Source organism: Kaistia terrae (assembly GCF_026344005.1).
Taxonomy (GTDB): Bacteria; Pseudomonadota; Alphaproteobacteria; order Rhizobiales; family Kaistiaceae; genus Kaistia; species Kaistia terrae.
The window spans coordinates 332,316-357,113 of the sequence record NZ_JAPKNH010000003.1 but is presented as its reverse complement, the minus strand read 5'-3'; the positions used below and the strand labels follow the sequence as shown (position 1 = coordinate 357,113).

Here is a 24,798-nt window from a genome sequence, read left to right as displayed (position 1 = left end):
CGGCCTAGAATCCCATCGGCGGGCCGCCCATCCGGCGCGAGCCGGAAGCGGGGGCGGATGCGGATCCTTCACCGGTGACAACCTTGTCGCCCTTCTGCAGGCCGGAACGAACCTCGGCGATGACCTTGTCGTTCAGGCCGATCTCGACCTGTCGGGTCGTAATCTTGTCATCCTCCACGACGCGCACCGTATAGGTGCCATCGGCATTGCGCGGGCCGAGAGCTACGGCCGGAACGGTGAGCGCATCCTCGGCCCGGCCGAGCACGATATGCACCTGCGCCGTCATGTAGGTGCGCAGCCGGCCATCCTCGTTCGGCACGTTGAAGATGCCGTTGTAGTAGATCGCCGAAGAGGTCGACGACGTGGAACTCGACGTCGTGGAGGTGGAGAAGCTGCTGTCGCTGCGGATCGATTCCGGCGCCGGTTCGATCGAGGCGAGCGTCGCCTCATAGCGCCGCTCCGGATCGCTCAGGATGGTGAAATAGATCGGCTGGCCGGCATTCACCCGGACGATATCGGCCTCGGAGATCTCGGCGCGGACGGTCATCACATCGAGCTGGCCCATGATGACGATGGTTGGCGCGGATTGGGCCGCGTTCACCGTCTGGCCTTCCTGGGTGACGACGGAAAGCACCGTGCCATCGATCGGCGCGGTGATCTGCGTATAGCCCAGATTGGCTTCAGCGGTCGAAACCGCGACTTCCGCTTCGATGATGCTGGCATCGAGCGCCTCTATCTGAGCGCGCGTCGTCTTGACGTTGGCCTGGGCGGTTTCAAAATCGGCCTGCGAGACAGCCTTTTGCGCCAGCATGGATTTCTGCCGCGTCAGCGTCTGCTCGGCGAGTAGCAGCGAGGCTTCCTTCTCGACGCGCTGGGCGCGGACATTGGCGAGCGAGGCCTTCGCCGTGCGCAGGGCGTTTTCCTGGGTGACGGAATCGATCTCGGCGATCAGATCGCCCTTGGTCACCTGCTGGCCCAGTTCGACCTTGAGCGCGGTGACGCGACCCGAAACCTGCGCGCCGACGGCGACGAGCTTGGAGGGCTTCAGCGTGCCGGTTGCCAGCACCGTCTCTTCGACCGTGCCGGTCGAGACGCGCGCCGTCATCATCGCAGGCGCTTTCTCTCCCGTGACGCGATCGCGAAACGTGTAGCCAGCGGCGGCCAGCGCAATCACCGCGATGATCAACAGGGGCAGGCGGGACTTTCTGCCTTTGGGATTCTTGCTCATGCGGGCCGCTTTCCAAGAGGCTGGAGGACACGCTGGAGCCGGGTGCGCGATGGAACGGCGCACGGCATCGGCCGGGAGGTGTCGTGGTGAAAGGATCGGGTCCGGCGTCGACTATTGCCGGGCAAGATGTGGCCCCGTTCGCTTGTCGACGATGACCGGCCGGGAACTGTCGATGACGCCATTCCACCCGCCGCCCAGCGCCTTGTTGAGCGCGATGTAGTCGGTGGCGATGGCGACGCGGCTTTCGATCAGCGCATCGGACGCCGAATAGAGCGACCGTTCGGCGGTCAGCACGTCGAGGAAGCTGGACGAGCCGGACTGGAACAGTGCCCTGGCGACGGTGTTGGCCTCGCCATAGGACTTGGCGGCCGAGGCCAGCTTGCCGGAGCGAATGCGTTCCTGCGACAGCGAGACGATGGCATTCTCGACGTCTTCCAGCGCTGTAAGCACGGCCGCCTGATAGGCGATGAAGCTCTGGTCGCGCTGCGCTTTGGTGGCGTCGACGGCGGCCTTCAACTGACCGCCATTGAAGATCGGCACGGTCAGGCTCGGCCCGAACAACCAGCTGATGGAAGAGCTTTTGCCAAGGTCGCCCAGCTTGGCGCCGTTGGTGGCGATGTTGCCGGTAAGGCTGGCGCTCGGATAGCGGGCCGCTTCCGCCTGGCCGATATTCGCCGTGGCGCGCGCATATTCCGCCTCGGCGAGACGGACATCGGGACGTGTCGTCAGGATATCTGCCGGAATCCCGGTCGGGATCGGCAGGCGAGGGGCCGGAACCGGTTTTGGCTTCTTCATGCGCTCGACCAGGGCGCCGGGGGCGCGGCCGGTCAGGACGGAAAGGCGGTGCACCGTCTCGGCATAGGCGGCTTCCAGCGACGGAATGCCGGCTTCGGTGCTGCTCGCCTGGCCGTCGGCGGTGGCGGCGTCGGCAGCAGTTGCCCCGCCTGCCTCGAACTTGTTGCGGGTGATCGCCGCCGTCTCGCGCTGGGAGGCGGCTGTACGTTTCGCAAGCGTGATTCGGGCCTGATAGCCCCGTGCCGCAACATAGTTGCTGGCAACGTCGCCGATCATGGTCAGGAGCGCCGCCCGCAACTCTTCTTCGGCCGCGTCCATGCCATAGCGTGCGGCTTCGACGCCGCGACGGTTGCCGCCGAACAGGTCCAACTCCCAACTCGCGTCGAGCCCCGCCTGGAACTGGCTCGAGACATTGCCGCCGCTCTTGCTGCGGCTGGCCGATGTGCCGCCATCGGCGGATGGAAACAACGTTCCGACGCTCTGGCGATAGCTGGCGCGCGCCTGGCGGATGTTTGCCTTGGCGCTGGCGACATCGAGATTGTCGGCGACCGCCTCATCGATCAGTTCGTCCAGCAGGGGATCGCCGAGGCGTTGCCACCACTGCGACAATTCCGGCGCCTTCGACGGCTTGGCCGCCTTGGCTGTGCCCCAACTCGCCGGAAGCGATAGGGCGGGTTTCTCGTAATCCGGCCCGACCACGACACAACCGGCCAGCGCCGTCGTCAGCGCGAGCAGCGCGAGGCGGGTCAGACCCATGCGAACCCGAGAGGGTCCCGAGCGCGGCGCGGCGGCTATGCCGGCGTACGGAAGCCTCTGAGCAATCAAGGGAGAATCCATGCGATTAGTAATGAAGGCTAGCTATAGGGGGCGGCCCGGAGGCCGGTCAACGCCGCAACCGTAGGCGCATCGCCGCATGCCGATGCACCCTGATTCAAGAGCGGGATGTCCTGTGGCGAGCGGCAACCTTTATGATCGGATCGAGAATCGATACCGCTTCGGCGACCTCAGCGACAGGAGTGAGATGTGACCGTCACGATCTACGGCATCAAGAACTGCGACACGATGAAGAAGGCGCGGCAGTGGCTTGATGCGAATGGCATTTCCTACGATTTCCATGACTACAAGGCCGTCGGGATCGATCGTGCGCATCTCGATCGCTGGGTTGGCGAACTGGGTTGGGAAACCGTCCTGAACCGCGCCGGCACGACATTCCGCAAGCTCAGCGATGCCGAAAAGCAGGATCTCGATGCCGACAAGGCGATCGACCTGATGCTGGCGCAGCCATCCATGATCAAGCGACCGATCCTCGATCTTGGCGACGGCCGTCTGCTGGCGGGCTTCAAGCCGGCAGCCTACGAGGTTGCGCTGAAGTAGGCTCGACATGCTGATATAAGGATATCTTTATATCATGCTTGACGCGTTCGCATCGCCGGCCTAGGAGTAGGGCGTCGTGGTTCTCTGGGCCGTTTGCGCGGCGCCAGAGCTAAGAGGGAATCCGGTGCGTCTGCTCCCAAAGGGGCGGGCAATACCGGAGCTGCCCCCGCAACTGTGAGCGGCGAGCCCGGGTCCAATTCGTGTCACTGAAACCGCAAGGTGTCGGGAAGGCCGGACCGGGGCGGCGACCCGTGAGCCAGGAGACCTGCCGCGACATCCTAACGTCCCTGGGCGGGGTGTCCCGGTGGTGCGCCTGCGCCCGCCGTTCTTCGACGCCGGGGCTCTTCGCATGCGTCCGCTCGGCCTTTGCCCCCAAAGCATTTGGGGTAAGCCGATGTCTCGATCTTCTCTTTCTGTCAGCACGCTCGGTACGCCGCGGATCGGTCCGCGTCGCGAGCTCAAATCCGCACTTGAAAGCTACTGGTCCGGCCAGTCCGGCGCCGACGACCTGATCGCCAGCGCCGCGGCACTCCGCGCCGCCAATTGGGCCCGCCAGCACGCTCTTGGCGTCACCACCATCCCGTCGAATGATTTCTCGCTCTACGACCACGTGCTCGACACCAGCGTCATGGTCGGGGCGATCCCGGCCGCTTATGGCTGGACCGGCGGTCCTGTACCGCTCGACACCTATTTCGCCATGGCGCGGGGTAGCCAGGGGGCGGCCAATGTCGAGGCTCATGACGCTTCCTGCACCTGCAAGTCTCATCAGGGCGCCGGTGTTCCAGCGCAGGAAATGACGAAGTGGTTCGACACCAACTATCACTACATGGTGCCGGAATTCACGGCGGGGCAGCGCTTCACGCTCGCATCCACCAAGCCGCTTGACGAATATCTGGAAGCCAAGGCGCTGGGCTTCGATACCCGGCCGGTGCTGCTCGGACCGGTGAGCTATCTGAAGCTCGGCAAGAGCCAGGATGCCTCGCTCGATCCGCTTTTATTGCTGCCCTCGCTGCTGCCGGTCTATGTCGAGATGCTGCGCCGTCTCGCGGCGAACGGCGCTGAATGGGTGCAGATCGACGAGCCTTGTCTTGTCCTTGATCTCGACGAGAAGACGCGGCAGGCGCTGCGGGTTGCCTATGGTATGTTCGCCTATGCGTTGCCCAAGCTGAAGCTCATGCTCGCGACCTATTTTGGCGCGCTGGGTGACAATCTCGATACGGCGATCGAGCTTCCCGTCGCCGGATTGCATCTCGACCTGGTCCGTGCGCCCGAACAGCTCGACGCCGTGCTGGATAAGGCGCCGCGCGGGCTCGTCCTGTCGCTCGGCGTCATCGATGGTCGCAACATCTGGCGCGCCAATCTGGCGACCTTGCTGGATCGGCTCGAGCCGGTGGTGGCGCGGCGCGGCTCGGATCATATCCAGATCGCTGCTTCCTGCTCCCTCCTGCATGTGCCGATCGATCTCGAACTGGAAACGGGGCTCGACGACGAGCTGAAGAACTGGCTCGCCTTTGCCGTCCAGAAGATGGACGAATTGGCGACGCTTGGCCGGGCGCTTGCCGGCGGTCGCCAGAGCGTCACCCAGAAGATCGTCGCCTCCGTGCTGGCAGCCAGCACGCGCGCAACCTCGCCCCGGGTGCATGACGCTGCGGTCGCAGACCGCACCAAAGCCGTTACAGTTGAACAGACCCGACGGATCAGCCCGTTTGCCACCCGGTCCGAGGTGCAGCGGAAAATACTGAACCTGCCGGCCTTCCCCACGACGACGATCGGATCGTTCCCGCAGACGGTTGATGTGCGGAAGGCGCGCGCGGCGCATGCCAAGGGAACACTGGCCCCGGTCGCCTATGAAGCGTTCCTGCGCCGGGAAACCGAGGCAGCCATTCGTTGGCAGGAAGAAATCGGCCTCGACGTGCTCGTGCATGGCGAATTCGAGCGCAACGACATGGTGCAGTATTTCGGCGAGCAGCTTGCCGGCTTCGCCTTCACCAAGTCCGGCTGGGTGCAGAGCTATGGCTCGCGCTATGTGCGCCCGCCGATCCTGTTCGGCGACGTGTCGCGACCGAAGCCGATGACGGTCGACTGGTGGGCCTATGCCCAGTCGATCACGACCAAGCCGATGAAGGGCATGCTGACGGGGCCGGTGACGATCCTGAACTGGTCGTTCGTGCGCGACGACGTTTCCCGCAGCGTCGCCTGCCGCCAGATCGCGCTCGCCATTCGCGACGAAGTGCAGGATCTCGAGAAGGCGGGCGCGCAGATGATCCAGATCGACGAGGCGGCGCTTCGCGAGGGGCTGCCGTTGCGACGTGGCGAATGGGGCCACTACCTCGATTGGGCCGTCGAGAGCTTCCGCCTCTGCGCCTCGGGCGTGGCGGACCGGACCCAGGTCCATACCCACATGTGCTACTCGGAGTTCAACGACATCATCGATGCCATCGCCGCGATGGACGCCGACGTGATCTCGATCGAGACGTCGCGCTCGAAGATGGAACTGCTCGATGCCTTCGTCAGCGACAGCTATCCCAACGACATCGGCCCGGGGGTCTATGACATCCATTCGCCGCGAGTCCCGGCCGTGGCCGAGATGACCGAACTGCTCGACAGGGCAAGCGAGCGGTTGCAGGCGGGGCAGATCTGGGTCAACCCGGACTGCGGCCTGAAGACCCGCAAGTGGGAGGAAGTCCGCCCGGCGCTGGTCAACATGGTGGCCGCCGCGCATCAGTTACGCTCGCGCTTCGCCGAAGCCGCCGAGTAACGTCGGCTCCGCTCAATCTGACCGCGCCGAGGTAAATGCCTCGGTGCGGTTGGTCCAAAGCAAAGCCTTGTCAAAGGCTTGAGAGGCTAAGCTCGCAAAGCTCTCAAAGCGTTGAGGATGACGGCGACGTCGATCACTTCCTGCAACAGGGCGCCTTGCAGCGGCTGCAAATAGCCGAGTGCCGCGAAAAGCATCGCGACTACGGAAAGCCCTATGCCGGCGAGGACGCTTTGCAGGGCGATCCGGCGCGAGCGGTGCGCGATGCCGATCGCATCGGCAAGTCGGTCGAGCCGATCGACCATCAGGACAATATCGGCGGATTGCGACGAGGCGGCAGCGCCCCGTGCGCCCATGGCGACGCCGACATCGGCAACCGCCAGAGCGGGCGAGTCGTTGACGCCGTCACCCACCATCATGACCGGGCCGATAGCCCGGGCTGCCATCACGACGTCGACCTTGGCCTGCGGCGACAGATCGGCCTTCAGCTCGTCGAGCTTGAGTTGCGCGACCAGGGGGCGAGCAACGGCGGCGCGGTCGCCCGTGGCGAGCACGATGCGGTCGATGCCAGCCTTGCGCAGGCGCTGGATCACCGTCTCGGCGTCGTCACGCAGCGGATCCGAAAGCACCAGCACGCCGGCGAGCGTCCCATCGACCACGACGTCGATCGTGGCCGTGCTGCCGGGGAACACCGGCTTGGCGATCCGGCCATCCCTTCGTACCTGGTCTCGGGCAAAGTTCGTGCCGCCAACGGCGACCGCTCTGCCATCGACGGAGCCGACAAGCCCCGAGCCCGCCTGCTCCTGAATGTCGGTAGGCGTCGATAGCCGGAGGTCTCGTGCGCGTGCCGCGTCGATCAGCGCCGTCGCCATCACATGGGCCGAGGCCTGATCGAGCGAGGCCGCCAGCCGCAAGACTTCGTCCGCCTCGAAGCCGGGTGCCGCCCAGATGTCACGAAGCTCGGCGTGGCCATGCGTCAGCGTACCTGTCTTGTCGAGCACGGCGACGCGGGCCCGGGCCAGCGCTTCCAGCGCGTCGCCGCCCTTGACCAGGACGCCCATTTTCGCGGCCCGCGAAATGCCGGCGATGATCGCGACGGGAGCGGCCAGGATCAGCGGGCAGGGCGTCGCCACCACCAGCACGGCCAAGGCGCGGATCGGATCGCCGGTCCAGATCCAGGCGCCGCCGGAGAGCAGCAGCGTGAACGCCAGGAACCAAAGCGCATAGCGATCGGCGAGGCGGACGGACGGCGCTTTCGATGCCTGCGCCATCTCGACCAGCCGGACGATGCCGGCATAGGCGCTGTCGGCGGCGGGCCGCAGCGCGACGAGATCGAAGGGTTTTTCGACCGCCGTCGTACCGCTCAGCGCTTCCCCATCCCGGAGAATCGTCACAGGCAGGGATTCGCCGGTGAGCGCCGACGTGTCGATGACGGCGCTGTCGCTGGCGATCGTGCCATCCACGGGCAAAACCTCGCCCTGGCGGATCAGCAGCCGGTCGCCGGGCTCGATCGTCTCGATGGCGACCTCGCGGAGGCCGTCGCCGTCATGTTTCATCGCGGTGCGCGCAACGCGGCCAAGCAGGGCCGTCATTTCATGACGGGCGCGGCGCTCGGCATAATTCTCGAGGAACTGGCCGCCGGCATACATCAGCGCCACGACGTTGGCGGCGAGCGGCTCGCCAAAGGCAAGCGCTGCCGCCATTGATAGCGCGGCGATGATGTCCAGTCCGGCATCGCCGCGCCGTAGCGACGTGATGATCTGGACGAGCAGGCTCAAGAGGACAGGAAGGGTCGCGAAGCCCCAGACGAATTCGGCCGATCCGCGCCCGCCGACAAGGTAGAGCAGAACGCCGGCCGAAAGCCCGCCGAGGGCTGCGGCAAGCAGGGCCACATTGCTGGACCAGATTGGTTTTCGCGACTGCGGCATGGCTCTCGAAATCCCCCGGGCACCGCGCAGAATCGGCATTGGGTCCTATGCGCGGGACTCGGCCTCAGATTGGGCCGCCCTCCTGCGACAGCAGCGCATTTTTACATGGCTGTCGATGGGGGGCGGGGAGAGAACTAGGCGTCGTCCCCTGCCGGATCTTCTGATTCAAGGATTGGCTTCAACACCGCAGCCTGATTATGGATTTCATCCTTGGCTCCGTAGTGCAATGTCACGGTTCGTCCGGCGCACTGCTGCCGCATGGATGCGACGACATCCGGCAGGAGGGCCAGTTCGGCGTGGTAGCGGACCACGAACTCGTCCCAGTTCGCTGCTTCGTGGTGGAACCAGGTCCGAAGCTCGTTCGAAGGGGCGATATCGCGGGCCCAGAGATCGATGGCGGCGCGCTGCTTGCTGATGCCGCGCGGCCAGAGCCGGTCGACCAGGATGCGAAATCCATCGTCGGGCGAAGCGGGATCATAGATGCGCTTGAGCCGGATCATGATCCGATCTTCCCCTGCTCCCGGCATTTCGTCCAGCCGGAGCCACGGATTGCTGCGTCAGCGTGCGCCATCGGCGCCACTGCCATGGGCGTCGGCAACTGCGCCCGCTGGCCAAACCAGATGCTGCCGAGCACGGCGATCATACCGATCAGCTGCGCCGGGCTCAGCGTCTGGTCGAGCCACCACCAGCCGAGGATAACGGCGGTGAGCGGGCTCATGAAGCCGAGCGGCGAGATGGTGGCGGGTCCAAGCCTCTTGATGCCGCGAAACCAAAGCGTGTAGGTCAGCGCGGCGCCGATCAGCCCCAGATAGGCGAAGCCGGCGATGTTGGTGACCGTCAATGGCGGGAGCGCCGGTTCGAGCCAGAACGCGAAGGGCAGCAGCAGGATTCCGCCGGCGGTCAGCTGCCATGAGGTGAATGTCAGTGGCGAGACCGGCGGTTGCCAGCGCCGGGTCAGCACGGTGCCGCAGGCCATTGACAGGGCGCTGCCGAGGCCTGCGGCGACGCCAACCGGATCGAGCGTTGCCTGCGGCGTCAGGATCAGCAGCGCCACACCGCCAAGCCCGACGATCGCGGCGATCACCGCGAGCGGCCGGATCGCCGTACCCAGCAATCCGCGCGCCAGAAACAGCACGATGAGCGGCTGGATCGCGCCGACCGTGGCCGCGACGCCGCCGGGCAGCCGATAGGCCGCCACGAACAGCATCGCCCAGAAAAGCGAGAAATTCAGCGCGCCGAGAACGAAGACGCGGGGCCACCAGATGCCATGCGGCAGCTGGCGAACGGCCAGCAAGAGCAGCAGGCCGGCGGGCAGGGCGCGCAGCACCGAAACCGTCAGCGGATATCCCGCCGGCAGCATCTCCGTCGTCACCAGATAGGTGCTGCCCCAGATCGCGGGGGCTATCGCCGTCAGCAGCAGGTCGACATTGCGGGACATGACGGCGCTTTCCTGATTTATCTTGATGTCAAGATAAGTGGAATTGCCTTGACGTCAAGATATCTCTGTGGCGCTGTCGCGGCATGGATCCCGTGGATGAAATCCAGGCGCAATGGCGCCGCCATCGACCCGACCTCGATGTCGAGGCGATGGGACCGATCGGCCGGCTTGGCCGGATCGTGCATTATCTGACGCGCGAAATGGACCGCAATCTGGCCCAGTTCGGGCTGACGGCGGCGAGCTTCGACGTTTTGGCGCCGCTGCGTCGCGCCGGCCCGCCCTACAGCCTTTCGCCGGGCGATCTGCTGGCGACGATGATGATCACGTCGGGCACGCTCACCAATCGCATCGATCAGCTCGAAAAGGCCGGCCTGGTGGCGCGCGCGCCAAATCCCGACGATCGCCGCAGCTTTCTCATCTCGCTGACGGAGGCGGGGTTCGCCACCATTGACGCCGCCGTGACGTCGCATGTCGAGACGCAGAAGCGGCTGCTCTCCATCCTCCCGGAAGAAGAACAGGCGGCGCTCGATCCGTTGCTGCGTAGCTTTCTCGCCGGCGTCGCGGCGAGAGCGTCAGGCTGACGGCGCGTGCCGCGCTTCGTGGTCAAGCAGCCAGCGCTTGCGATGGATGCCGCCGGCATAGCCGGTCAGCGCGCCGTTCGCGCCGACCAGCCTGTGACAAGGGATGACGATGTTGAACGGATTGGCGCCATTGGCATGGCCGACCGCGCGGGCCGATTGCGGTTTCCCAAGCTGCTCCGCCAGCCGGCCATAGGCGAGCGCACTGCCCGGAGCTATGGCCCGCAACGCCTGCCAGACGGTCTGCTGGAACGCCGTGCCGCCGGTCTTCACCTGGATCCGGTCGATGGCGGAAATCTCGCCCTCGAAATAGGCGGCGAAGGCATCGCCGATCGCCGGGGCGAGTTTTCCGGGCGTCAGCGAAAAACCCTCGACGCCAAACCGGCGCTGCAACAGCGCCGCCAGCCTGTCGTCGCAATCAGCAAAATCCGCCGCGCGCAAAAAGCCGTCTGCGTCGGCCGCGAGCCGCATGTCGCCGATTGGCGTCGAGATGGTTTCCATCGTCAGCCGCATCTTCTGCCGCCCGGCCGTGAGGGCATGAAAATTCATGCCTGTTCCTTCTCCAGCAGCGCGGCCTTGCGCTCGACGCCCCAGCGATAGCCGGAAAGCGCGCCGTCGTTCTTGACCACGCGATGGCAGGGGATCGCCACCGCGATGGCGTTGGCGGCACACGCGCCCGCCACCGCCCGCACCGCCTTGGGCGCGCCGATGCGCCTTGCGATGTCGAGATAGCTCACCGTCTCGCCGGGCGGCACCTCGCGCAGCGCCTGCCAGACCCGCTGCTGGAACGCCGTGCCGCGCACGTCGAGCGGCAGATCGAGCCCGAGTTTCGGCGCTTCGACGAAGCCGATCACCTGCGCCACCATCTTTTCAAATGGGGCGTCGCCGCCGATCAGATTGGCCTTGGGAAACCGATCCTGCAGCTCGCGCGCCAGTTGGTCCGGGTCATCGCCCATCGAGATCGCGCAAATGCCCTTGTCGCTGATGGCGACGAGGATGGCGCCCATCGAACACTGTCCAATCGCGAACCGGATATCGGTATCCGCGCCGCCGGCGCGAAACGTCGTCGGCGTCATGCCGAGCACGGCGTTCGACGTCGCATAGAAGCGGCCGCTCGAATTGAAGCCGGCATCATAGATCGCCTCTGTGACGCTGCCCTCGCGGCGCGAAAGCTGCGCCCTGGCGCGAGAGGCCCGGTGCGCCGCCGCATAGGTTTTTGGCGTCAGGCCGGTCAGCGCCTTGAAGATGCGGTGGAAATGGAACGCGCTCATGCCGACCGAGGCAGCAAGATTTGCCAGCGACGGCACTTCCTCGGCTTCCTCGATCGTCCGGCAGGCCCTTTCTACGGTCGCTGCATGCTGCTCGGCGAGCGATGCCGTGTTCGGCGTGCAGCGGCGGCAGGCGCGGAACCCGGCCGCTTCCGCTTCCTCGCAGGTCGCGAAAAAGCCGACGTTCTGCGGCTTGGCGTGCCGGGCCGGGCAGGAGGGCCGGCAATAGATGCCGGTCGTACGCACCGCCAGCACGAACGCGCCATCATAGGCGCGGTCGCGGGCAAGGACGGCCTGCCAGCGCGGATCGAGTTCTGTCGGCGCGGCGGTGTTTGCCCCGGACTTGGCCTCGGGGGCAGGGGCGCTCTGGTGGAGGGCGTGGGCCATGGCTTTATCCTTCGCATGGATGATGCCCCAGAGGTAGGCCCTGCCCGACGCGCCCGCACTCCGCGCCTTGCTTTCGAAGTCAGCTTGTTGCCGGCCGCTTGCATGCAACCTGCAGGCCGAGCGATGCCCATGGACGCCCCCGTTTCGCAGCCGTCACAAAGCCGCGTGCCGGCCGGCGCATCGATCCTGGTCCCGGTATCTCGCCGGCAAGCCAGGTCGCGCTCACTTTGGCAATGAAATCGGAGGTTGCCGCCGATTGACCCTGCCCGCGCTGCCATGCTCAATGTGTCGATTGGTTCAAAGTCAGGGGACTGGGATGAAAATCAGGTTCAAAAACCTCATGGCCGCCGCGCTGGTCGCGCCAGCCCTGCTGATGGCGCATAGCGCGCCCAGCGAAGCGAGGAACGGGCAGAATACCGCCGCGATCATCGGCGGTATCGCCGGCCTTGCCGTCGGCGCGGCGATCGCCGACAGCGCCAACCGCAACCAGAATGTCTACGGCGTGCCGCCGCCGCCGAGCTATCGCCCGCCGGCGCCGTTCTCGCCCGCCGGTGGGGTGATCTGCTACCCCGACCAGCGTGCCTGCTACAACAATGGCGGCGCCTATAGCAGCAACTGGACCTGGCGCGTCTACGGCCACTGAGGAGAAACATCATGCTCGCACATTCCTTCTGGAAAGCCCGCGCGATCCGCGGCGCGTTCGCCGCTGCTGCTCTCGTGACCCTCTTCGCCGCCGCACCTGCCTTCGCCCAGACGGCGAATGTCGCGCCGGAGCCACCGGCCGGCGCCACCGCGCCCGCGCCCGACGCCGACAATGACCGCGCGGATGCTGCCTGGGCCGATTTCCTCGAGACCGAGGGCGCCATCCTCGCCGACGCCCAGTTCGCGGCGCTGAACAACCTCGCCTTCCAGGCGGCGGCGGTCCGCGTCTGCGACGGCCACGGCCTCGCCAAGGAAACGTTTGGCAAGGCGATCGGCGACGTGATTGCCAGTGGCGACAAGGAGCTGACCGACGAGCAGGCCGAGGAACGCAAGACCGCCATCCTCGTCGCCTTCGGCGCCCGCTACGGCCTGTTCATCGCCGAAGCCCATGGCGACAAGCCAGACTTCTGCGCCGCCGCCGCCAAGCTGAAGGCAGAGCCGGACGGCACGCCGGTGTTTATGGAGTAGGGGGTGGGGCGTCTGATTGGGCGCTGCCGCGTTCTTGTCTAGTCTTTTTTAGCTTGGGGCTACTGATGGCAGAATACAATATAACTCCCGCAGTCGATGCTGTGCGGGAATTTCTTGAGATTTCCGGAGACTTCACGAATCCCCTGGAAGTGGTGAGAGAGGCCATCAGTAACTCAATAGATGCAGGCGCCTCTCGTATTGAACTTATTTTCACGCAACCCGCCGAGAGAGGCTCACGTCCTCTAACCATCACAATTAGGGATGATGGCGAGGGAATGGACCACGCAGAGCTTCAATCGTTCTTCGATTTGGGTAACTCATTAAAACGAGGGGATTCTAAAAAAATCGGAGAAAAGGGCCATGGCACTAAAGTGTACTTCAACTGTGCATCAATTGAAGTCCAGACGAGGAAGAAAAATATCGAGCTTCGTGCGCTAATGCAGCAGCCGTACGTATCTTTACAGGATGGCCAGCTCCCTATTGCCTCTGTCATTGAGACCGTAACATCGGAAGGTGTCTCCGGAACAACGATATCAATTAAGGGATTTAATAATAATGAGGCAGAGCTTTTCACTCATGATAGACTTAAGGATTATATACAGTGGTTCACAAAATTTGGCTCATGGGAAGGGCTGGTGAACGAAGGGGAGCATAAAGAGAAGAAGATCCTGTTAAAAGGGCTGGACCAAGAGAGGCCGGAAGAGCTTTCATTCGGTCACAAATTTCCAGATCAGAGCAAACACATTCAGGCGCTATTTGAAGAATATGTAGTGAGGGCGCCTGACTATTATTGTCGTCGTGTCATAAAGTCCGGAAATCTTAGAAGATTTCCTGCAATAAAATATGATGCTGTGTTTTCAATCGAGGGAAATAAGGTAAAGCAGCAGTATAACAAGATGCTGCGGCGACCCGGGTATACCGCTCCAAAAGGGGCCTATACAGTACAGGACCGGTATGGAGTATGGCTTAGCAAGGATTTTATTCCTATTGAGCGTAAGAATGAGTGGGTCAATACAAAAGGCAGTGAGTTCACTAAATTTCACGCCTTTGTAAATTGCCAAGACTTGTCCCTGACAGCCAACCGCGGCTCCACGGCAAATACGGAGCGTGCGATCCTTGATGATCTAGAAGCCGAGGTTAAGCAGATCTATGAGGATATTATTGCAGGTGATGAGTGGCGGGAAATAGATTGGCTTGAAACCGAAGCTGGGGCCTACCTGACGAGTGAGAAGGAAAAGAAAGATTTCTCTTGGCGGCAAGATCGTGCGCGCGGTTCGAATGTCGCCCAATTTATGGGGCATACACTTGTTGAGCCTCGAAGGGAGAGCGGTGTTTATGGCTTGCTGGTCCAACTCGCTACTCTAGACGCCACGCTATTTCCGTTTGAGATAGTAGACTACGATACTCATTCGGGAATTGACGTGATAGCAAAGGGGCGGGATCCAGTCCCTGTGCAGAATTCTTCATTGTATTATGTCGAACTTAAGTATTTCTTCGAATCTCAAATGAATCACTCTTTTGACAATATCCGGTATGTTGTCTGTTGGGATACTAGCGTAAAGCATGAGGGTAAAGTTGTTGACGTATCGCAGCAAGAAAGGCTCATGCATATAGCTCCGCCCGACCCAAAGAATGGGAGCTATACGGGGTATTTCTTGCGGAGGGATTTTAAGACAGAAATACAGGTTTTTGTTCTCAAGGACTATTTGAAGGAGAAGCTTGGATTAGAGTTCCGCCCTCGAGTCGTTGCTATTTCTAAGTAGGGTGAGTCCTTGCCGAGCTGCAGGCGCTAGATTGGCTGAAATCTCTCTTTCGATCGGTGGGCCCCCATCACTTGACAGTTGCAAGAATTGGTACCTACGGGCAACATAGTGACTAAGTTGCACCTAGGTGCCCTCTCACTCAGCGCCGAGCATTTCCACCAACCGCTCCCAAGCGCACATCTAGATCTAGCTAGGTGCTCAAGCCTGAGGAGTCTGTCATCGTGAATCCTGGAGAGTTGTTGCAAGCTGGAACGAGCATGACGAACCAGCAGCCGAGTTTTGGAGTTCGGAATTGCTTTCAATTGCTAGAATCGGAAAACGCCAACGCCTACCTCTTCTTCGAAAGCTCCGCGAGCCAACGGGCATAGCCTATTCCTTGCGAGACTATTAGCACCGCCAGTCCCTCCTGCGGCGGGATGGGTTCCTGATGGCCGGGCTCGTGCCGGTAGTTGTGGCATCCATCTACCCAATCTGTGAGCGCCTCGACGTTCTTCAGTGCGGTGCGCTTCTCTGGTCCATCGGCGTGGCTGCGCTCTACATGAGGCCGAAGTTCATTCTGTATCGTTTTCGAATTAACGCTAGTTGCTTTTGGAAACACCTGCTTGAATACATTCTCAACCGCGTCGAAGACGGAGCGGATGGCCTGTCGAGTATCCCCTGATGGAAGCAGTTCGTCATCTGCCTTCTGCAGGTAATCTCGTGCAGCATTGAATCCCAGAGAGCTGAGACCGCGAACCGCAGATTCCAAATTGGCTTCGTAAGCTGGATCTATAGATGGGTGCACACCGAAATCTTCGTCAAGCCTGTATGCGGTTCGCTCTTCTTCAAATATGCGCGATACCTCGCGAAAATAAATCGCACCCAAATGTTGGTTCTGCGCACGAACGGAACGGCCAATAAGTGTTACGGAATCGAGAAGGTCGCGCAGTTCTACCTTCCTGAAATCATCCCACCTCAGGTAATAACGATCGGAACCCAGCCTTAGTAACTCGATGCCAAGTTCTCTTTCTAAAAACGAGCCAACCTCATACGATCGCTCTCCAACCGACAGTTCAAATCGCTTGGATAATCTGTTCCGAAGGCGTTCCGAGTCGCTAGCTGCTGAGTCCTGAGTCACGTAGAGAAGCGAAAATCTCCTTCCCTTCGGAATTTCTTCATTCATGCTATGGAAACCAACATGGTCGTGGGAGGGTTGTTTAGGTCTGTGGTTCGTCTTGGAACTGCCGGCGTTTTGACTGGCCGAAAATTCCTTTTGAGGGGTACGTTGACAAACTGACGATTACTTTACCCCGTCTCAAACACCTTGGCCACAACCGCCTGGGCGTCCGTCTGGATCTGCTTCAGGTGCTCGGCGCTTAAAAAGCTCTCCGCGTAGATCTTGTAGACTTCTTCCGTGCCGGAGGGGCGGGCGGCGAACCAGCCGTTTTCCGTCACCACCTTGATGCCGCCGATCGAGGCGTCGTTGCCCGGCGCGCGGGTCAGGCGGGCCGTCACCGGCTCGCCGGCCAGTTCCGCCGCGTCGATCTTCGACGGGTCGAGCTTTACAAGGATCGCCTTCTGCTCGGATGTCGCAGGGGCGTCGATGCGCGCGTAATAGGATTTGCCCAGATCCGACGTGACCGACTGGTAGAGCTGGTTGGGGTCGCCGCCGGTCTTGGCCGTGATCTCGGCCGCCAGCAGGCCCATGATCAACCCGTCCTTGTCCGTCGTCCAGACAGAGCCGTCGCGGCGCAGGAACGAGGCGCCGGCGCTTTCTTCGCCGCCAAAGGCGAGCGAGCCGTCGATCAGCCCGGCGCTGAACCATTTGAAGCCGACCGGCACTTCGACAAGCTTGCGACCCATCTTGGCGACGACGCGATCGATCATGCCGCTGGAGACGGCCGTCTTGCCGAAGGCGCTGTTGGCGCTCCATGCCGGCCGGTGGCCGCAGAGATAGGCGATCGAGGCGGCCAGGAACTGGTTGGGGTTCATCAGCCCGCCCGAAGGCGTGACGATGCCGTGGCGGTCGGCGTCGGTGTCGTTGGCGAAGGCGATGTCGAATTTGTCGGCCAGCGCGATCAGCGGCGCCATCGCATAAGGCGACGAGCAGTCCATGCGGATCTTGCCGTCCCAATCCGCCGTCATGAAGGAGAAGGTTTGGTCGACGACGTCGTTCACCACGGTGGCGTCGAGCTTGTAGCGCTCGATCATCGGCTGCCAGTAGCGCACCGCCGCGCCGCCGAGCGGATCAATGCCGATCTTCACGCCCGCGCCGCGGATCGCCTCCATGTCGATGACCGAGGCGAGATCGGCGACATAGGGGGTGATGTAGTCATAGGCGCGGATGCAGGCTTCCTTGCGCGCCCGCTCATAGGGCAGGCGCTTCACGCCGGCGAGCTTGGCGGCCAGAAGCTCGTTCGCCACCTTGCCGATCCAGCCGGTGACGTCGACATCGGCCGGGCCGCCATTCGGCGGGTTGTATTTGAAGCCGCCATCGTCGGGCGGATTGTGCGACGGGCTGATCACGATGCCGTCGGCGAGGCCTTCGCTGCGGCCGCGATTATAGGTGAGGATGGCGTGGGAAATGACCGGCGTCGGCGTATATCCGAGATGCTCGTCGACCATCGTCTCGACGCCGTTGGCGGCCAGCACCTCGATGGCGCTGGCGAGCGCTGCTTCCGAGAGGGCGTGGCTATCCATGCCGATGAAGAGCGGACCGGTGATGCCGGCTTGGCTGCGATAGAGGCAGACCGCCTGGGTGATCGCCAGGATGTGCCATTCGTTGAAGGCGGTGGCAAAGGCCGAGCCGCGATGGCCCGACGTGCCGAACGACACCTTCTGCGTCGAGATCGCCGGATCGGGCTGCTGCACGAAATAGGCGGTCATCAGCCGGGGGACATTGACCAGCATCGAGCGGGGAACCGGCTTACCGGCCAGCGGATGGAGCTTTGCTTCCGACATGAGGTTTTTCTCTGCGATTCCACACCGATAGGGTTTTGTGGATCATGAGGGGCGGCGCGGGCGCGGGCAACCTCCGTTTTTGTATCGGCGGCGAGGCGTATTCGCGGGCTACATGTGCTCGCCCGGCAATTGGCTCGCCTGCTTCACCCATGCCTCGAACTGGGCCTCGTCGAACGGGCTGTTCTCATAGATGTCGAGATAGCGCACATTCTGCTGTTTCGACGGTCCGGGCGGGACCGGTTGCAGCGATGCGCCTCGGAAGAAGGCGACCTTGACGTATTTCGTCATGCAATGAAGGCTGAGAAACCAGCCGTCGCCCTCCATGCCATAGAAGGGCGAGTTCCATTTCACCGCCTTCCGCACGTCCGGGACGGTGCGAACGATGAGCGCGTCGATGTGGCGGCCGACGTCGCTTTTCCAGCCCGGCATGGCGGCGATATAGGCCTGCACCGGCGCGTCGCCAAAGCCCTTCGGAATTTGCGGATTGCCACCGGCGAGCAGGCGCGGCTGCGTAGACTGCTTACTCATGAGCAAATACCTGCCTTGTCATTCTTGGACGTTAGTGACTGGCAATCACGTTTCGCAGGCAGCAACCTATAGTTGACGGGTGACGGGATGGGCAGCCGAGCCTAAGGTTGTCTTGCGGCTGTCTGTGCGAATCCTAGTCGTCTCGTAAGGTTTTATCCTATGTCGATTTTGCGTTTCGTCGAGAGGTGGATGCACCCCGACTATCCTCCTGTCCCGGTGGCCGAGGAGGATTTGCAGGTTGCAGAAAATCAGCTCGGCAACCGATTCCCCGAGGAGTATAGGCGTGCCGTACTGAACGTCGGTTTACTCTCGCCCACCGTTGACCTTCTAAGCGCAATTGTTGAACGGGAACTGGATTTGTACTGCCTCGGCGACATGTACTCTCCGCGGGATGTCATTCAGGAAACGCTTTCATGGCGCGAGATTGGAATGCCTGACGCGCTTGTCGCCTTTGCTGGCGACGAGTCGGGTAACAAGTTCTGCTTTTCTGCAAGCCATTCGGATTCTGGTGACGCTTCAAGCCGAAAAATTTGGCTTTTTGATCACGATTTCAAATCTGTCGAAGAGGTAGCTACTAGTTTTGACGTTTGGATCGATGCCTTAAGTACTGTCGAGCCGCTAGCCGAGATTGTTGTTTAGCTCTTCCCTATCCGTCTACTCCGTCTTTCGAAACGTCAGGCCGTGCTCGACAGCGGCCTTGCCGAACTTGCCGCGCACCTTGTCGATGGCTTCCTCCGCCTTGGCGCGCTTGGCGGCGGCGGGGTCGACGAGGTCGTCCGGGTCGGCCAACTGCGGATCGGAGAAATCCGACACCTGGACGCCGATCAGCCGATAGGTCGTGCCGTCCGTCTCCAGCGCCAGAAGCTGCTCGGCGGTTCGAAAGATCCGGTCAGCGAGGCGGGTGGAGTTGGCCAACTGTCGGCTGCGGGTGCGCAGCTTGAAATCCGACGATTTGAGCTTGAGCGTCACGTTGGAGGCGGCGAGGTCGGCACGCTTCAGCCGCGCCGAGACCTTTTCCGCCAGCCGGCGCAGGATCGGCCGGAGGCTCGCGAGGTCGGCGTGGTCGTGATCGAAGGTGGTCTCGGCGCCGATCGACTTGGCTTCGTGCCGGGGCTCGACGGTGCGGCGGTCGTCGGCGCGGGCGAGGCGGGCGAGACGCAGGCCCATCACGCCATAGCGCTTGGCAAGGTCGCTCTCCTCCATGCGCTGCAACTGGCCGATGGTCTTGATGCCCTGGTCGGCAAGCTTGGCTTCGAGCGCCTTGCCGACGCCCCAGATCATGCCGACCGGCTTTTCGGCGAGAAAGGTCAGCGCCTCGGCGCGGCCGATGACGGAAAAGCCGCGCGGCTTATCGAGATCCGACGCGATCTTGGCGAGGAATTTGTTGAACGAAAGCCCGACCGAAATGGTGATGCCGATCTCCTGCTCGACGCGGCGGGCGAAGCGGGCAATCGTCAGGGCAGGGACGGCGCCATGCAACCGCTCCGTGCCGGAGAGATCCAGGAAGGCTTCGTCGATCGAGATCGGCTCTACCAGCGGCGTCAGTTCCTGCATCAGCGTTCGGATCTGCTGGCCGACGCCGACATATTTTTCCATGTTCGGCCGAATCACGACCGCATCGGGGCAAAGGTCGAGCGCCTTGTACATCGGCATGGCCGAGCGGACGCCGTGGATGCGGGCTATGTAGCAGCAGGTCGAGACGACGCCGCGTTTTCCTCCGCCGATGATGACGGGCTTGTCGGCGAGGCTCGGGTCGTCGCGCTTCTCGACCGAGGCATAGAAGGCATCGCAATCGACATGGGTGATGGCGAGCGTTGCGAATTCGGGGTGCGCGGCGACGCGCGGGCTGCCGCAGGCGCGGCAACGGGTCCCGGAAGCGGGCGTCAGGCAGTCGCGGCAAAAGCCGGCAATGGCGTTGGCAGGGATCGACATGACGGCCCGGTGGCGGCGCAATGCCGCGAGCGAGCAAACTACAAGGCGGCGGCCGGGGCTGCAATTCGCCGGGTCGGCTCCATGCGGCGGATCCAGGAACCGCGGCAATAATCCACGTCTTCCGCCTGTTCAGTTGCGATGCGGCGAGGGCGGGTGATATAGCGAGCGGATCATTTCCGCCGTAGCCGGCCTGTTCAACCGGTTCTTGCCAAAGGGTTCTCGCCATGTCCGTCGACATCGCCACCGTCAAGCGGGTCGCTCATCTCGCCCGGATCGCTGTCACCGAGGAGGAAGCCACTTCCTTCCAGGGCGAGATCAATGCGATTCTCGGCTTTGCGGAGCAATTGAACGAGGTCGATGTCGATGGCGTCGAGCCGCTGACCTCTGTCGTCGCGCAGACGATGAAGAAGCGCGTTGATGTCGTCACCGACGGCTTCTATGCCGATCGCGTCGTCGGCAATGCGCCGGTCTCGGACGACGATTTCTTCATGGTGCCCAAGGTCGTCGAGTGATCGCCGGCTTTCGCTGCAGACTTTCCGAAGAGGGCGCGAGCGTCCTCAGCGCGGTGACCCCGCTCACCGTTTCCGCCTCCTGACTTTCGAGATGCCGATGTCTTCGACAGATCTGACCAGCCTGACCATTGCCGAAATCCGCGACGGACTTTCGGCCAAGGCCTTCTCCGCCACGGACCTGACCAAGGCCTATCTCGCCTCGATGGAGGCGGCCCGCGCACTCAACGCCTATATCGTCGAGACGCCGGAGCAGGCGCTCAGCATGGCGGCGGCTTCCGACGAGCGGATCGCCAAGGGCGAGGCGAGGGCGCTGGAAGGCGTGCCGCTCGGCATCAAGGATTTGTTCGCGACCGAGGGCGTCCATACCCAGGCGGCGTCGCACATCCTCGACAAGTTCAAGCCCAGCTATGAATCGACCGTCACGGCCAATCTGTGGAACGACGGCGCGGTCATGCTCGGCAAGCTGAACATGGACGAGTTCGCCATGGGCTCGTCGAACGAGACCTCCTATTACGGCCCGGTCGTCAATCCGTGGCGCAAGGAGGGCTCCAACGCGCCGCTGGTTCCCGGTGGTTCGTCGGGCGGCTCGGCGGCCGCCGTCGCCGCGCGCCTTTGCGCTGGTGCGACCGCGACCGATACGGGCGGTTCGATCCGCCAGCCGGCAGCCTTTACCGGGACGGTCGGCATCAAGCCGACCTATGGCCGCTGCTCGCGCTGGGGCACGGTTGCCTTCGCCTCGTCGCTGGACCAGGCCGGCCCGATCGCCCGCACGGTGCGCGACGCCGCGATCCTGTTGAAGTCGATGGCCTCCGTCGATGCCAAGGACACCACGTCGGTCGACGTTCCGGTCGGCGACTACGAGGGCGCGGTCGGCCAGTCGGTCAAGGGCCTGCGCATCGGCATCCCGCGCGAGTATCGCCTTGACGGCATGTCGGCCGAGATCGAAGCGCTCTGGCAGCAGGGCATCGCCTGGCTGAAGGAAGCCGGCGCCGAGATCGTCGACATCTCGCTGCCGCATACGAAATACGCTCTGCCGGCTTACTACATCGTGGCGCCGGCCGAGGCTTCGTCCAACCTCGCCCGCTATGACGGCGTGCGCTACGGCCTGCGCGTTCCCGGCGAGGACATCGCCGCGATGTACGAGAACACGCGTTCGGCCGGCTTCGGCCATGAAGTGAAGCGCCGCATCCTGATCGGCACCTATGTGCTGTCGGCTGGCTACTACGACGCTTACTACGTCCGCGCGCAGAAGATCCGGACGCTGATCAAGCGCGATTTCGACCTGGCTTTCGCAGCCGGCGTCGATGCCGTGCTGACCCCGGCCACCCCTTCGGCCGCTTTCGGCCTCGAGGAGATGGCGGTGGCTTCGCCGGTCGAGATGTATCTGAACGACGTCTTCACCGTGACGGTGAACATGGCGGGCCTGCCGGGCCTCGCGGTTCCGGCCGGTCTCGACAAGGCCAAGCTGCCGCTCGGCCTGCAGCTGATCGGTCGTCCGTTCGAGGAAGAGACGCTGTTCCGTCTCGGCCAGGTGATCGAAGACGCAGCCGGCAGCTTCACGCCTTCCAAGTGGTGGTGAGATGATCCGCAAGCCGGCTGACTGCACCACCAAGGCGCACATCCGTACCGAGATCGACCGGCTCGACGGCGAGCTGGTCGCGCTTCTGACAGAGCGTTTCGCCTATGTGCAGCGGATGGCGGAGCTGAAGACGTCCCCCGATGAGGCGCTAGTGCCGGAGCGGGTCGATGAAGTCATCGACCGCGTTGCCGCAGCGGCCAAGCAGGGTGGGCTCGATGAAGACCTCACCCGCGATCTCTGGCGGCTCCTGATCGAGTGGAACATCGAGTTCGAGCGGCGCACCATCGCCAGGCGTCTCGGCCAGTAATCCGGATCAGGCCGGCGGACACAAAGTCCGCCGGCCTTTCTTCATCGGTTGTCCAATTGGGCGCGAACCGCGTCCAGGCCCATCCGCGTGATGCGGTAGGGCGCGCCGTTTTGCGACGCGATCATGCGCCGCCGCTTCAGGCGCCGGAACAGGTCGAGCGAGCAATCCGTCAGGATCCAGCCGTCCCTTGTGGTGCAATCCGCCGCGATGATGCGGCCGGAATCATCCTTGCGATGGCGGATGACTCCGCCTTGAGCGAGCGCGTGCAAGACACGCTGCTCGACTTTCGAGACATTCATGATGGGTTTCGTTCAGAAGTCGGGTGATCGAAGCCGCGATTCCGCGGGCCGCGCGCCGAGGGCGCGAGGGCTTCAATCCCTGCCACTTACGGGCAGGGGATCACCGGGACTGCGAAGTAGTCGACATCCAAACTCCTGAGACGATGGCGCTTGTAGATCTATCCGTTGGCGCGGGCAAGCGGCTTTGGCATGCTGGCACGCAGACAGGCGCCGGCGTTGCTTTGCGGCAACGCGGTTGTGCGGGGAGGGATGGAAATGGTTGGACTACCAGTCGGGACGCCGGAGCACTTTCGGGCGACACTCAGCGATGCAAAGCCGCCGTCCGGGTTGGGCGCGCCGCTGGCCGCGCTCTGGCATATCGAAAAGGGCGATTGGGACGCCGCTCATGCGCTGGTGCAGGACGATGACAGCCGGGCGGGCGCCTGGGTCCATGCCCATATCCATCGGATGGAGGGCGATCTCTGGAACGCGCGCTACTGGTATGGCCGGGCGGGGCAGACAACTGCCGAGGGCGATCTCGCTGCCGAACGCGAGGGAATACTGACGGCCTTGCTTCGGGCCTAAAGAAGAGCCCGGCGGATGGCTCCGCCGGGCTCTGGTTCCGCGCCTTTCAGCGTGGAGCCGTTTTGCTTACCAGGAACGCTTCAGCCAGATGGTGGTGGCCCAGGCGTCGCCATCGATCGCGGCGGTGTCGGAGTCGATCTTGTTGTAGGCGGCGTCGACCATCAGATCGAGACCCTTGACCGGCGTGAAGTTGACGGCGGCGCCGACGCGGAAGGCGTCGAATTCGCGATCAGCCCACTTGGGGAAGTCAGCTGTGCCTTCGAACTTGGCATAGCCGGCGCTGAGGGACGACCAGACGCTGTCGGTCCAGACGTGCTTGTACGAAGCAAACGCGCTCCAGCTGTCGCCGGGAATGGTGTCGACGCCGGCGCCGCCGGCCACCGAGCCGGTGGTGTAGCCGGCGACCGAGGTGCCGCCGGTGATGCCGGTGAACGAGTTGCCGTTCTGGGCATAGCTGGCCGAGAGCTGCAGCTTGTCGCCCTTGTTCAGCATATCCAGCGCGAACTCGACGATACCGCCGACAGCGAAGCCGTCCTGCGGGGTGACGACATAGGGATTGCCGGCAACGCCGCCGCCGCTGACGTCAATGGCGTGCTTGAAGTAGGCAGCGGCCACCTTGGTCTTGAAAATTCCGGAAGCGTATGTCACGGCGCCGACGATGTCGGGGATATTGTCCTGGCCGCCGATGATGAGCAGATTGCCCGTATTGTCGTAGAAGCCGGTATTGTTGATGGCGCCGCCACGGTCGCGACCATCTTCCAGCGAGATCGCCAGACCGAAGCCGTTCACGGTGTAGGACAGTTCGATGTGGTCGGTCTTGGTGTCCGACGCGAACATGCCCTTGTCGTTGAAGCCCTGTCCGAAGTCGAACAGCGAGTCGAAGTAACCGGCCTTGACCGGGCCGAACTGCAGCCAGGCGGTGTCGACATACGCGTCCTTCGTGGAGGCGTTGACGTAGTCGGCCAGGGTCTCGCCCGTGCCGGAAGTGTTGCCGGTCTTGGCGCGGTAGTCGATCCAGCCGGTCAGGTTGCCATATTCCGTGATCGACGAGGCGGTCACCTGGATGGAGGCTTCGGTAACGAAGTTGCCCCAGTTGCTTTCCGGATACGCCTTGTTGAACGCGCCGTAGTCGGTGTCGCCGAACGTGGTGATGAACTTTACGTAGCCGCCGACCTTGATGCAGGTGTCGGTGCCGGGCGAGTAGAAGAAGCCCTTGCCGAAGGCGTCGCAGACCTTCACGTAGTCGACCGGCTCGGCGACGGTGAGATCGGCGGCATTGGCGCCGCTTGCAACAATCATCGCGGCCGCAGAGCCGAGAATAAGAGACTTAAACGTCATTTCTGACCTTCCAAAAGAATTGGGAGGGTAAAATGCGCAGCCGCTCTGGCTCCGGCCTGATCCGCAGATCAGTCCGTTGCAACAGCAATGCGCCCCAGACCCCCATTCGAGTTGG

The 24,798-nt window shown here is 63.0% G+C and carries 24 protein-coding genes and 1 riboswitch; of the genes, 11 read left to right on the top strand and 13 right to left on the bottom strand.

Annotation, left to right across the window (positions count from 1 at the left end; translation table 11 throughout):
- Positions 1-4 precede the first annotated feature (4 nt).
- Positions 5-1,228 carry an efflux RND transporter periplasmic adaptor subunit gene (locus tag OSH12_RS11385; RefSeq protein WP_266343663.1) on the bottom strand — a complete coding sequence of 408 codons (1,224 nt, stop codon included), beginning with the start codon at positions 1,226-1,228 and terminating at the stop codon, positions 5-7.
- 111 nt (positions 1,229-1,339) lie between these two features.
- The gene (locus tag OSH12_RS11380) at positions 1,340-2,779 is read right to left on the bottom strand and encodes an efflux transporter outer membrane subunit (RefSeq protein WP_266343662.1); all 1,440 of its coding nucleotides are present in this window, start codon (positions 2,777-2,779) and stop codon (positions 1,340-1,342) included.
- A 267-nt stretch (positions 2,780-3,046) separates the two neighbouring features.
- Between OSH12_RS11380 and OSH12_RS11375 the strand changes: the two genes are divergently transcribed.
- Complete coding sequence (locus OSH12_RS11375; RefSeq protein WP_266343661.1) at positions 3,047-3,397, top strand: ArsC family reductase; 351 nt, start codon at positions 3,047-3,049, stop codon at positions 3,395-3,397.
- A 60-nt stretch (positions 3,398-3,457) separates the two neighbouring features.
- Positions 3,458-3,684: riboswitch (cobalamin riboswitch) on the top strand.
- A 107-nt stretch (positions 3,685-3,791) separates the two neighbouring features.
- Positions 3,792-6,155: a 5-methyltetrahydropteroyltriglutamate--homocysteine S-methyltransferase gene (gene metE / locus OSH12_RS11370; protein ID WP_266343660.1), complete on the top strand. Its 2,364-nt coding sequence runs from the start codon at positions 3,792-3,794 to the stop codon at positions 6,153-6,155.
- A gap of 86 nt (positions 6,156-6,241) precedes the next feature.
- Here metE and OSH12_RS11365 read toward each other — a convergent pair whose 3' ends face one another.
- The 3 genes from OSH12_RS11365 to OSH12_RS11355 all read right to left on the bottom strand — a co-directional run bounded on the left by OSH12_RS11365 (position 6,242) and on the right by OSH12_RS11355 (position 9,518).
- Positions 6,242-8,080: a heavy metal translocating P-type ATPase gene (locus OSH12_RS11365; RefSeq protein WP_266343659.1), complete on the bottom strand. Its 1,839-nt coding sequence runs from the start codon at positions 8,078-8,080 to the stop codon at positions 6,242-6,244.
- Positions 8,081-8,214: 134 nt separating this feature from the next.
- Entirely contained in the window at positions 8,215-8,580 is a 366-nt protein-coding gene (locus OSH12_RS11360; RefSeq protein WP_266343658.1) for a DUF488 domain-containing protein, read from the bottom strand.
- Positions 8,577-9,518, bottom strand: coding sequence for an EamA family transporter (locus tag OSH12_RS11355; RefSeq protein ID WP_266343657.1), 942 nt, complete (start codon positions 9,516-9,518; stop codon positions 8,577-8,579). The genes OSH12_RS11360 and OSH12_RS11355 overlap by 4 nt, the downstream gene beginning before the upstream one ends.
- A gap of 83 nt (positions 9,519-9,601) precedes the next feature.
- Here OSH12_RS11355 and OSH12_RS11350 point away from each other — a divergent pair, with 83 nt between their 5' ends.
- A complete protein-coding gene (locus OSH12_RS11350) occupies positions 9,602-10,099 on the top strand; it encodes a MarR family winged helix-turn-helix transcriptional regulator (RefSeq protein WP_266343656.1) in 498 nt (165 codons plus the stop codon).
- Here OSH12_RS11350 and OSH12_RS11345 read toward each other — a convergent pair.
- Together OSH12_RS11345 and ada are read right to left on the bottom strand one after the other, a co-directional pair.
- Positions 10,091-10,645, bottom strand: coding sequence for a methylated-DNA--[protein]-cysteine S-methyltransferase (locus tag OSH12_RS11345; RefSeq protein ID WP_266343655.1), 555 nt, complete (start codon positions 10,643-10,645; stop codon positions 10,091-10,093). The two genes, OSH12_RS11350 and OSH12_RS11345, sit on opposite strands and share 9 nt — an antisense overlap.
- Positions 10,642-11,751 (bottom strand): bifunctional DNA-binding transcriptional regulator/O6-methylguanine-DNA methyltransferase Ada, encoded by a 1,110-nt coding sequence (ada, locus tag OSH12_RS11340; RefSeq protein ID WP_266343654.1) that lies wholly within the window; start codon positions 11,749-11,751, stop codon positions 10,642-10,644. Before ada ends, OSH12_RS11345 begins: the two co-directional genes overlap by 4 nt.
- 316 nt (positions 11,752-12,067) lie before the next feature.
- Between ada and OSH12_RS11335 the strand changes: the two genes are divergently transcribed.
- From OSH12_RS11335 to OSH12_RS11325, 3 genes are all read left to right on the top strand, one after another.
- Entirely contained in the window at positions 12,068-12,394 is a 327-nt protein-coding gene (locus OSH12_RS11335) for a hypothetical protein (protein ID WP_266343653.1), read from the top strand.
- Between the two features lie 11 nt (positions 12,395-12,405).
- Positions 12,406-12,921 (top strand): hypothetical protein, encoded by a 516-nt coding sequence (locus tag OSH12_RS11330; RefSeq protein ID WP_266343652.1) that lies wholly within the window; start codon positions 12,406-12,408, stop codon positions 12,919-12,921.
- 65 nt (positions 12,922-12,986) lie between these two features.
- Entirely contained in the window at positions 12,987-14,684 is a 1,698-nt protein-coding gene (locus tag OSH12_RS11325; RefSeq protein ID WP_266343651.1) for an ATP-binding protein, read from the top strand.
- A 328-nt stretch (positions 14,685-15,012) separates the two neighbouring features.
- Here OSH12_RS11325 and OSH12_RS11320 read toward each other — a convergent pair whose 3' ends face one another.
- From OSH12_RS11320 to OSH12_RS11310, 3 genes are all read right to left on the bottom strand, one after another.
- Positions 15,013-15,846 (bottom strand): hypothetical protein, encoded by an 834-nt coding sequence (locus OSH12_RS11320; protein ID WP_266343650.1) that lies wholly within the window; start codon positions 15,844-15,846, stop codon positions 15,013-15,015.
- A gap of 122 nt (positions 15,847-15,968) precedes the next feature.
- Positions 15,969-17,624, bottom strand: a complete 1,656-nt coding sequence (gene pgm, locus OSH12_RS11315) for a phosphoglucomutase (alpha-D-glucose-1,6-bisphosphate-dependent) (protein WP_266343649.1) — start codon at positions 17,622-17,624, stop codon at positions 15,969-15,971.
- Between the two features lie 108 nt (positions 17,625-17,732).
- Positions 17,733-18,152 (bottom strand): DUF1801 domain-containing protein, encoded by a 420-nt coding sequence (locus tag OSH12_RS11310; protein WP_266343648.1) that lies wholly within the window; start codon positions 18,150-18,152, stop codon positions 17,733-17,735.
- Positions 18,153-18,341: 189 nt separating this feature from the next.
- Between OSH12_RS11310 and OSH12_RS11305 the strand changes: the two genes are divergently transcribed.
- Positions 18,342-18,791, top strand: a complete 450-nt coding sequence (locus tag OSH12_RS11305) for an SMI1/KNR4 family protein (protein WP_266343647.1) — start codon at positions 18,342-18,344, stop codon at positions 18,789-18,791.
- Between the two features lie 15 nt (positions 18,792-18,806).
- On the opposite strand, the gene OSH12_RS11300 is transcribed toward OSH12_RS11305, so the two are convergent.
- Complete coding sequence (locus tag OSH12_RS11300) at positions 18,807-20,084, bottom strand: DNA polymerase IV (RefSeq protein WP_266343646.1); 1,278 nt, start codon at positions 20,082-20,084, stop codon at positions 18,807-18,809.
- Positions 20,085-20,308: 224 nt separating this feature from the next.
- Here OSH12_RS11300 and gatC point away from each other — a divergent pair, with 224 nt between their 5' ends.
- From gatC to OSH12_RS11285, 3 genes are all read left to right on the top strand, one after another.
- Entirely contained in the window at positions 20,309-20,596 is a 288-nt protein-coding gene (gene gatC, locus OSH12_RS11295) for an Asp-tRNA(Asn)/Glu-tRNA(Gln) amidotransferase subunit GatC (protein WP_266343645.1), read from the top strand.
- A gap of 97 nt (positions 20,597-20,693) precedes the next feature.
- Entirely contained in the window at positions 20,694-22,175 is a 1,482-nt protein-coding gene (gatA, locus tag OSH12_RS11290; RefSeq protein ID WP_266343644.1) for an Asp-tRNA(Asn)/Glu-tRNA(Gln) amidotransferase subunit GatA, read from the top strand.
- Position 22,176: 1 nt separating this feature from the next.
- Positions 22,177-22,482: a chorismate mutase gene (locus tag OSH12_RS11285; protein WP_266343643.1), complete on the top strand. Its 306-nt coding sequence runs from the start codon at positions 22,177-22,179 to the stop codon at positions 22,480-22,482.
- A 41-nt stretch (positions 22,483-22,523) separates the two neighbouring features.
- Here OSH12_RS11285 and OSH12_RS11280 read toward each other — a convergent pair whose 3' ends face one another.
- On the bottom strand, positions 22,524-22,781 hold the full coding sequence (locus OSH12_RS11280) for a YjhX family toxin (RefSeq protein ID WP_266343642.1): 258 nt from the start codon (positions 22,779-22,781) through the stop codon (positions 22,524-22,526).
- Positions 22,782-23,036: 255 nt separating this feature from the next.
- Here OSH12_RS11280 and OSH12_RS11275 point away from each other — a divergent pair, with 255 nt between their 5' ends.
- Positions 23,037-23,345: a hypothetical protein gene (locus tag OSH12_RS11275; RefSeq protein ID WP_266343641.1), complete on the top strand. Its 309-nt coding sequence runs from the start codon at positions 23,037-23,039 to the stop codon at positions 23,343-23,345.
- Positions 23,346-23,411: 66 nt separating this feature from the next.
- Here the strand turns inward: OSH12_RS11275 and OSH12_RS11270 are convergent, their stop codons facing one another.
- A complete protein-coding gene (locus OSH12_RS11270) occupies positions 23,412-24,683 on the bottom strand; it encodes a porin (protein ID WP_266343640.1) in 1,272 nt (423 codons plus the stop codon).
- Positions 24,684-24,798 lie beyond the last annotated feature (115 nt).

What these genes read in the sequence shown, in the direction of transcription:
- OSH12_RS11385 (WP_266343663.1), bottom strand. Translation starts at nt 1,228, where the DNA reads ATGAGCAAGAATCCCAAAGGCAGAAAGTCCCGCCTGCCCCTGTTGATC.
- OSH12_RS11380 (WP_266343662.1), bottom strand. Translation starts at nt 2,779, where the DNA reads ATGGGTCTGACCCGCCTCGCGCTGCTCGCGCTGACGACGGCGCTGGCC.
- metE (WP_266343660.1), top strand. Translation starts at nt 3,792, where the DNA reads ATGTCTCGATCTTCTCTTTCTGTCAGCACGCTCGGTACGCCGCGGATC.
- OSH12_RS11365 (WP_266343659.1), bottom strand. Translation starts at nt 8,080, where the DNA reads ATGCCGCAGTCGCGAAAACCAATCTGGTCCAGCAATGTGGCCCTGCTT.
- OSH12_RS11360 (WP_266343658.1), bottom strand. Translation starts at nt 8,580, where the DNA reads ATGATCCGGCTCAAGCGCATCTATGATCCCGCTTCGCCCGACGATGGA.
- OSH12_RS11355 (WP_266343657.1), bottom strand. Translation starts at nt 9,518, where the DNA reads ATGTCCCGCAATGTCGACCTGCTGCTGACGGCGATAGCCCCCGCGATC.
- OSH12_RS11350 (WP_266343656.1), top strand. Translation starts at nt 9,602, where the DNA reads ATGGATCCCGTGGATGAAATCCAGGCGCAATGGCGCCGCCATCGACCC.
- OSH12_RS11345 (WP_266343655.1), bottom strand. Translation starts at nt 10,645, where the DNA reads ATGAATTTTCATGCCCTCACGGCCGGGCGGCAGAAGATGCGGCTGACG.
- ada (WP_266343654.1), bottom strand. Translation starts at nt 11,751, where the DNA reads ATGGCCCACGCCCTCCACCAGAGCGCCCCTGCCCCCGAGGCCAAGTCC.
- OSH12_RS11335 (WP_266343653.1), top strand. Translation starts at nt 12,068, where the DNA reads ATGAAAATCAGGTTCAAAAACCTCATGGCCGCCGCGCTGGTCGCGCCA.
- OSH12_RS11330 (WP_266343652.1), top strand. Translation starts at nt 12,406, where the DNA reads ATGCTCGCACATTCCTTCTGGAAAGCCCGCGCGATCCGCGGCGCGTTC.
- OSH12_RS11325 (WP_266343651.1), top strand. Translation starts at nt 12,987, where the DNA reads ATGGCAGAATACAATATAACTCCCGCAGTCGATGCTGTGCGGGAATTT.
- OSH12_RS11320 (WP_266343650.1), bottom strand. Translation starts at nt 15,846, where the DNA reads ATGAATGAAGAAATTCCGAAGGGAAGGAGATTTTCGCTTCTCTACGTG.
- pgm (WP_266343649.1), bottom strand. Translation starts at nt 17,624, where the DNA reads ATGTCGGAAGCAAAGCTCCATCCGCTGGCCGGTAAGCCGGTTCCCCGC.
- OSH12_RS11310 (WP_266343648.1), bottom strand. Translation starts at nt 18,152, where the DNA reads ATGAGTAAGCAGTCTACGCAGCCGCGCCTGCTCGCCGGTGGCAATCCG.
- OSH12_RS11305 (WP_266343647.1), top strand. Translation starts at nt 18,342, where the DNA reads ATGCACCCCGACTATCCTCCTGTCCCGGTGGCCGAGGAGGATTTGCAG.
- OSH12_RS11300 (WP_266343646.1), bottom strand. Translation starts at nt 20,084, where the DNA reads ATGTCGATCCCTGCCAACGCCATTGCCGGCTTTTGCCGCGACTGCCTG.
- gatC (WP_266343645.1), top strand. Translation starts at nt 20,309, where the DNA reads ATGTCCGTCGACATCGCCACCGTCAAGCGGGTCGCTCATCTCGCCCGG.
- gatA (WP_266343644.1), top strand. Translation starts at nt 20,694, where the DNA reads ATGTCTTCGACAGATCTGACCAGCCTGACCATTGCCGAAATCCGCGAC.
- OSH12_RS11285 (WP_266343643.1), top strand. Translation starts at nt 22,177, where the DNA reads ATGATCCGCAAGCCGGCTGACTGCACCACCAAGGCGCACATCCGTACC.
- OSH12_RS11280 (WP_266343642.1), bottom strand. Translation starts at nt 22,781, where the DNA reads ATGAATGTCTCGAAAGTCGAGCAGCGTGTCTTGCACGCGCTCGCTCAA.
- OSH12_RS11275 (WP_266343641.1), top strand. Translation starts at nt 23,037, where the DNA reads ATGGTTGGACTACCAGTCGGGACGCCGGAGCACTTTCGGGCGACACTC.
- OSH12_RS11270 (WP_266343640.1), bottom strand. Translation starts at nt 24,683, where the DNA reads ATGACGTTTAAGTCTCTTATTCTCGGCTCTGCGGCCGCGATGATTGTT.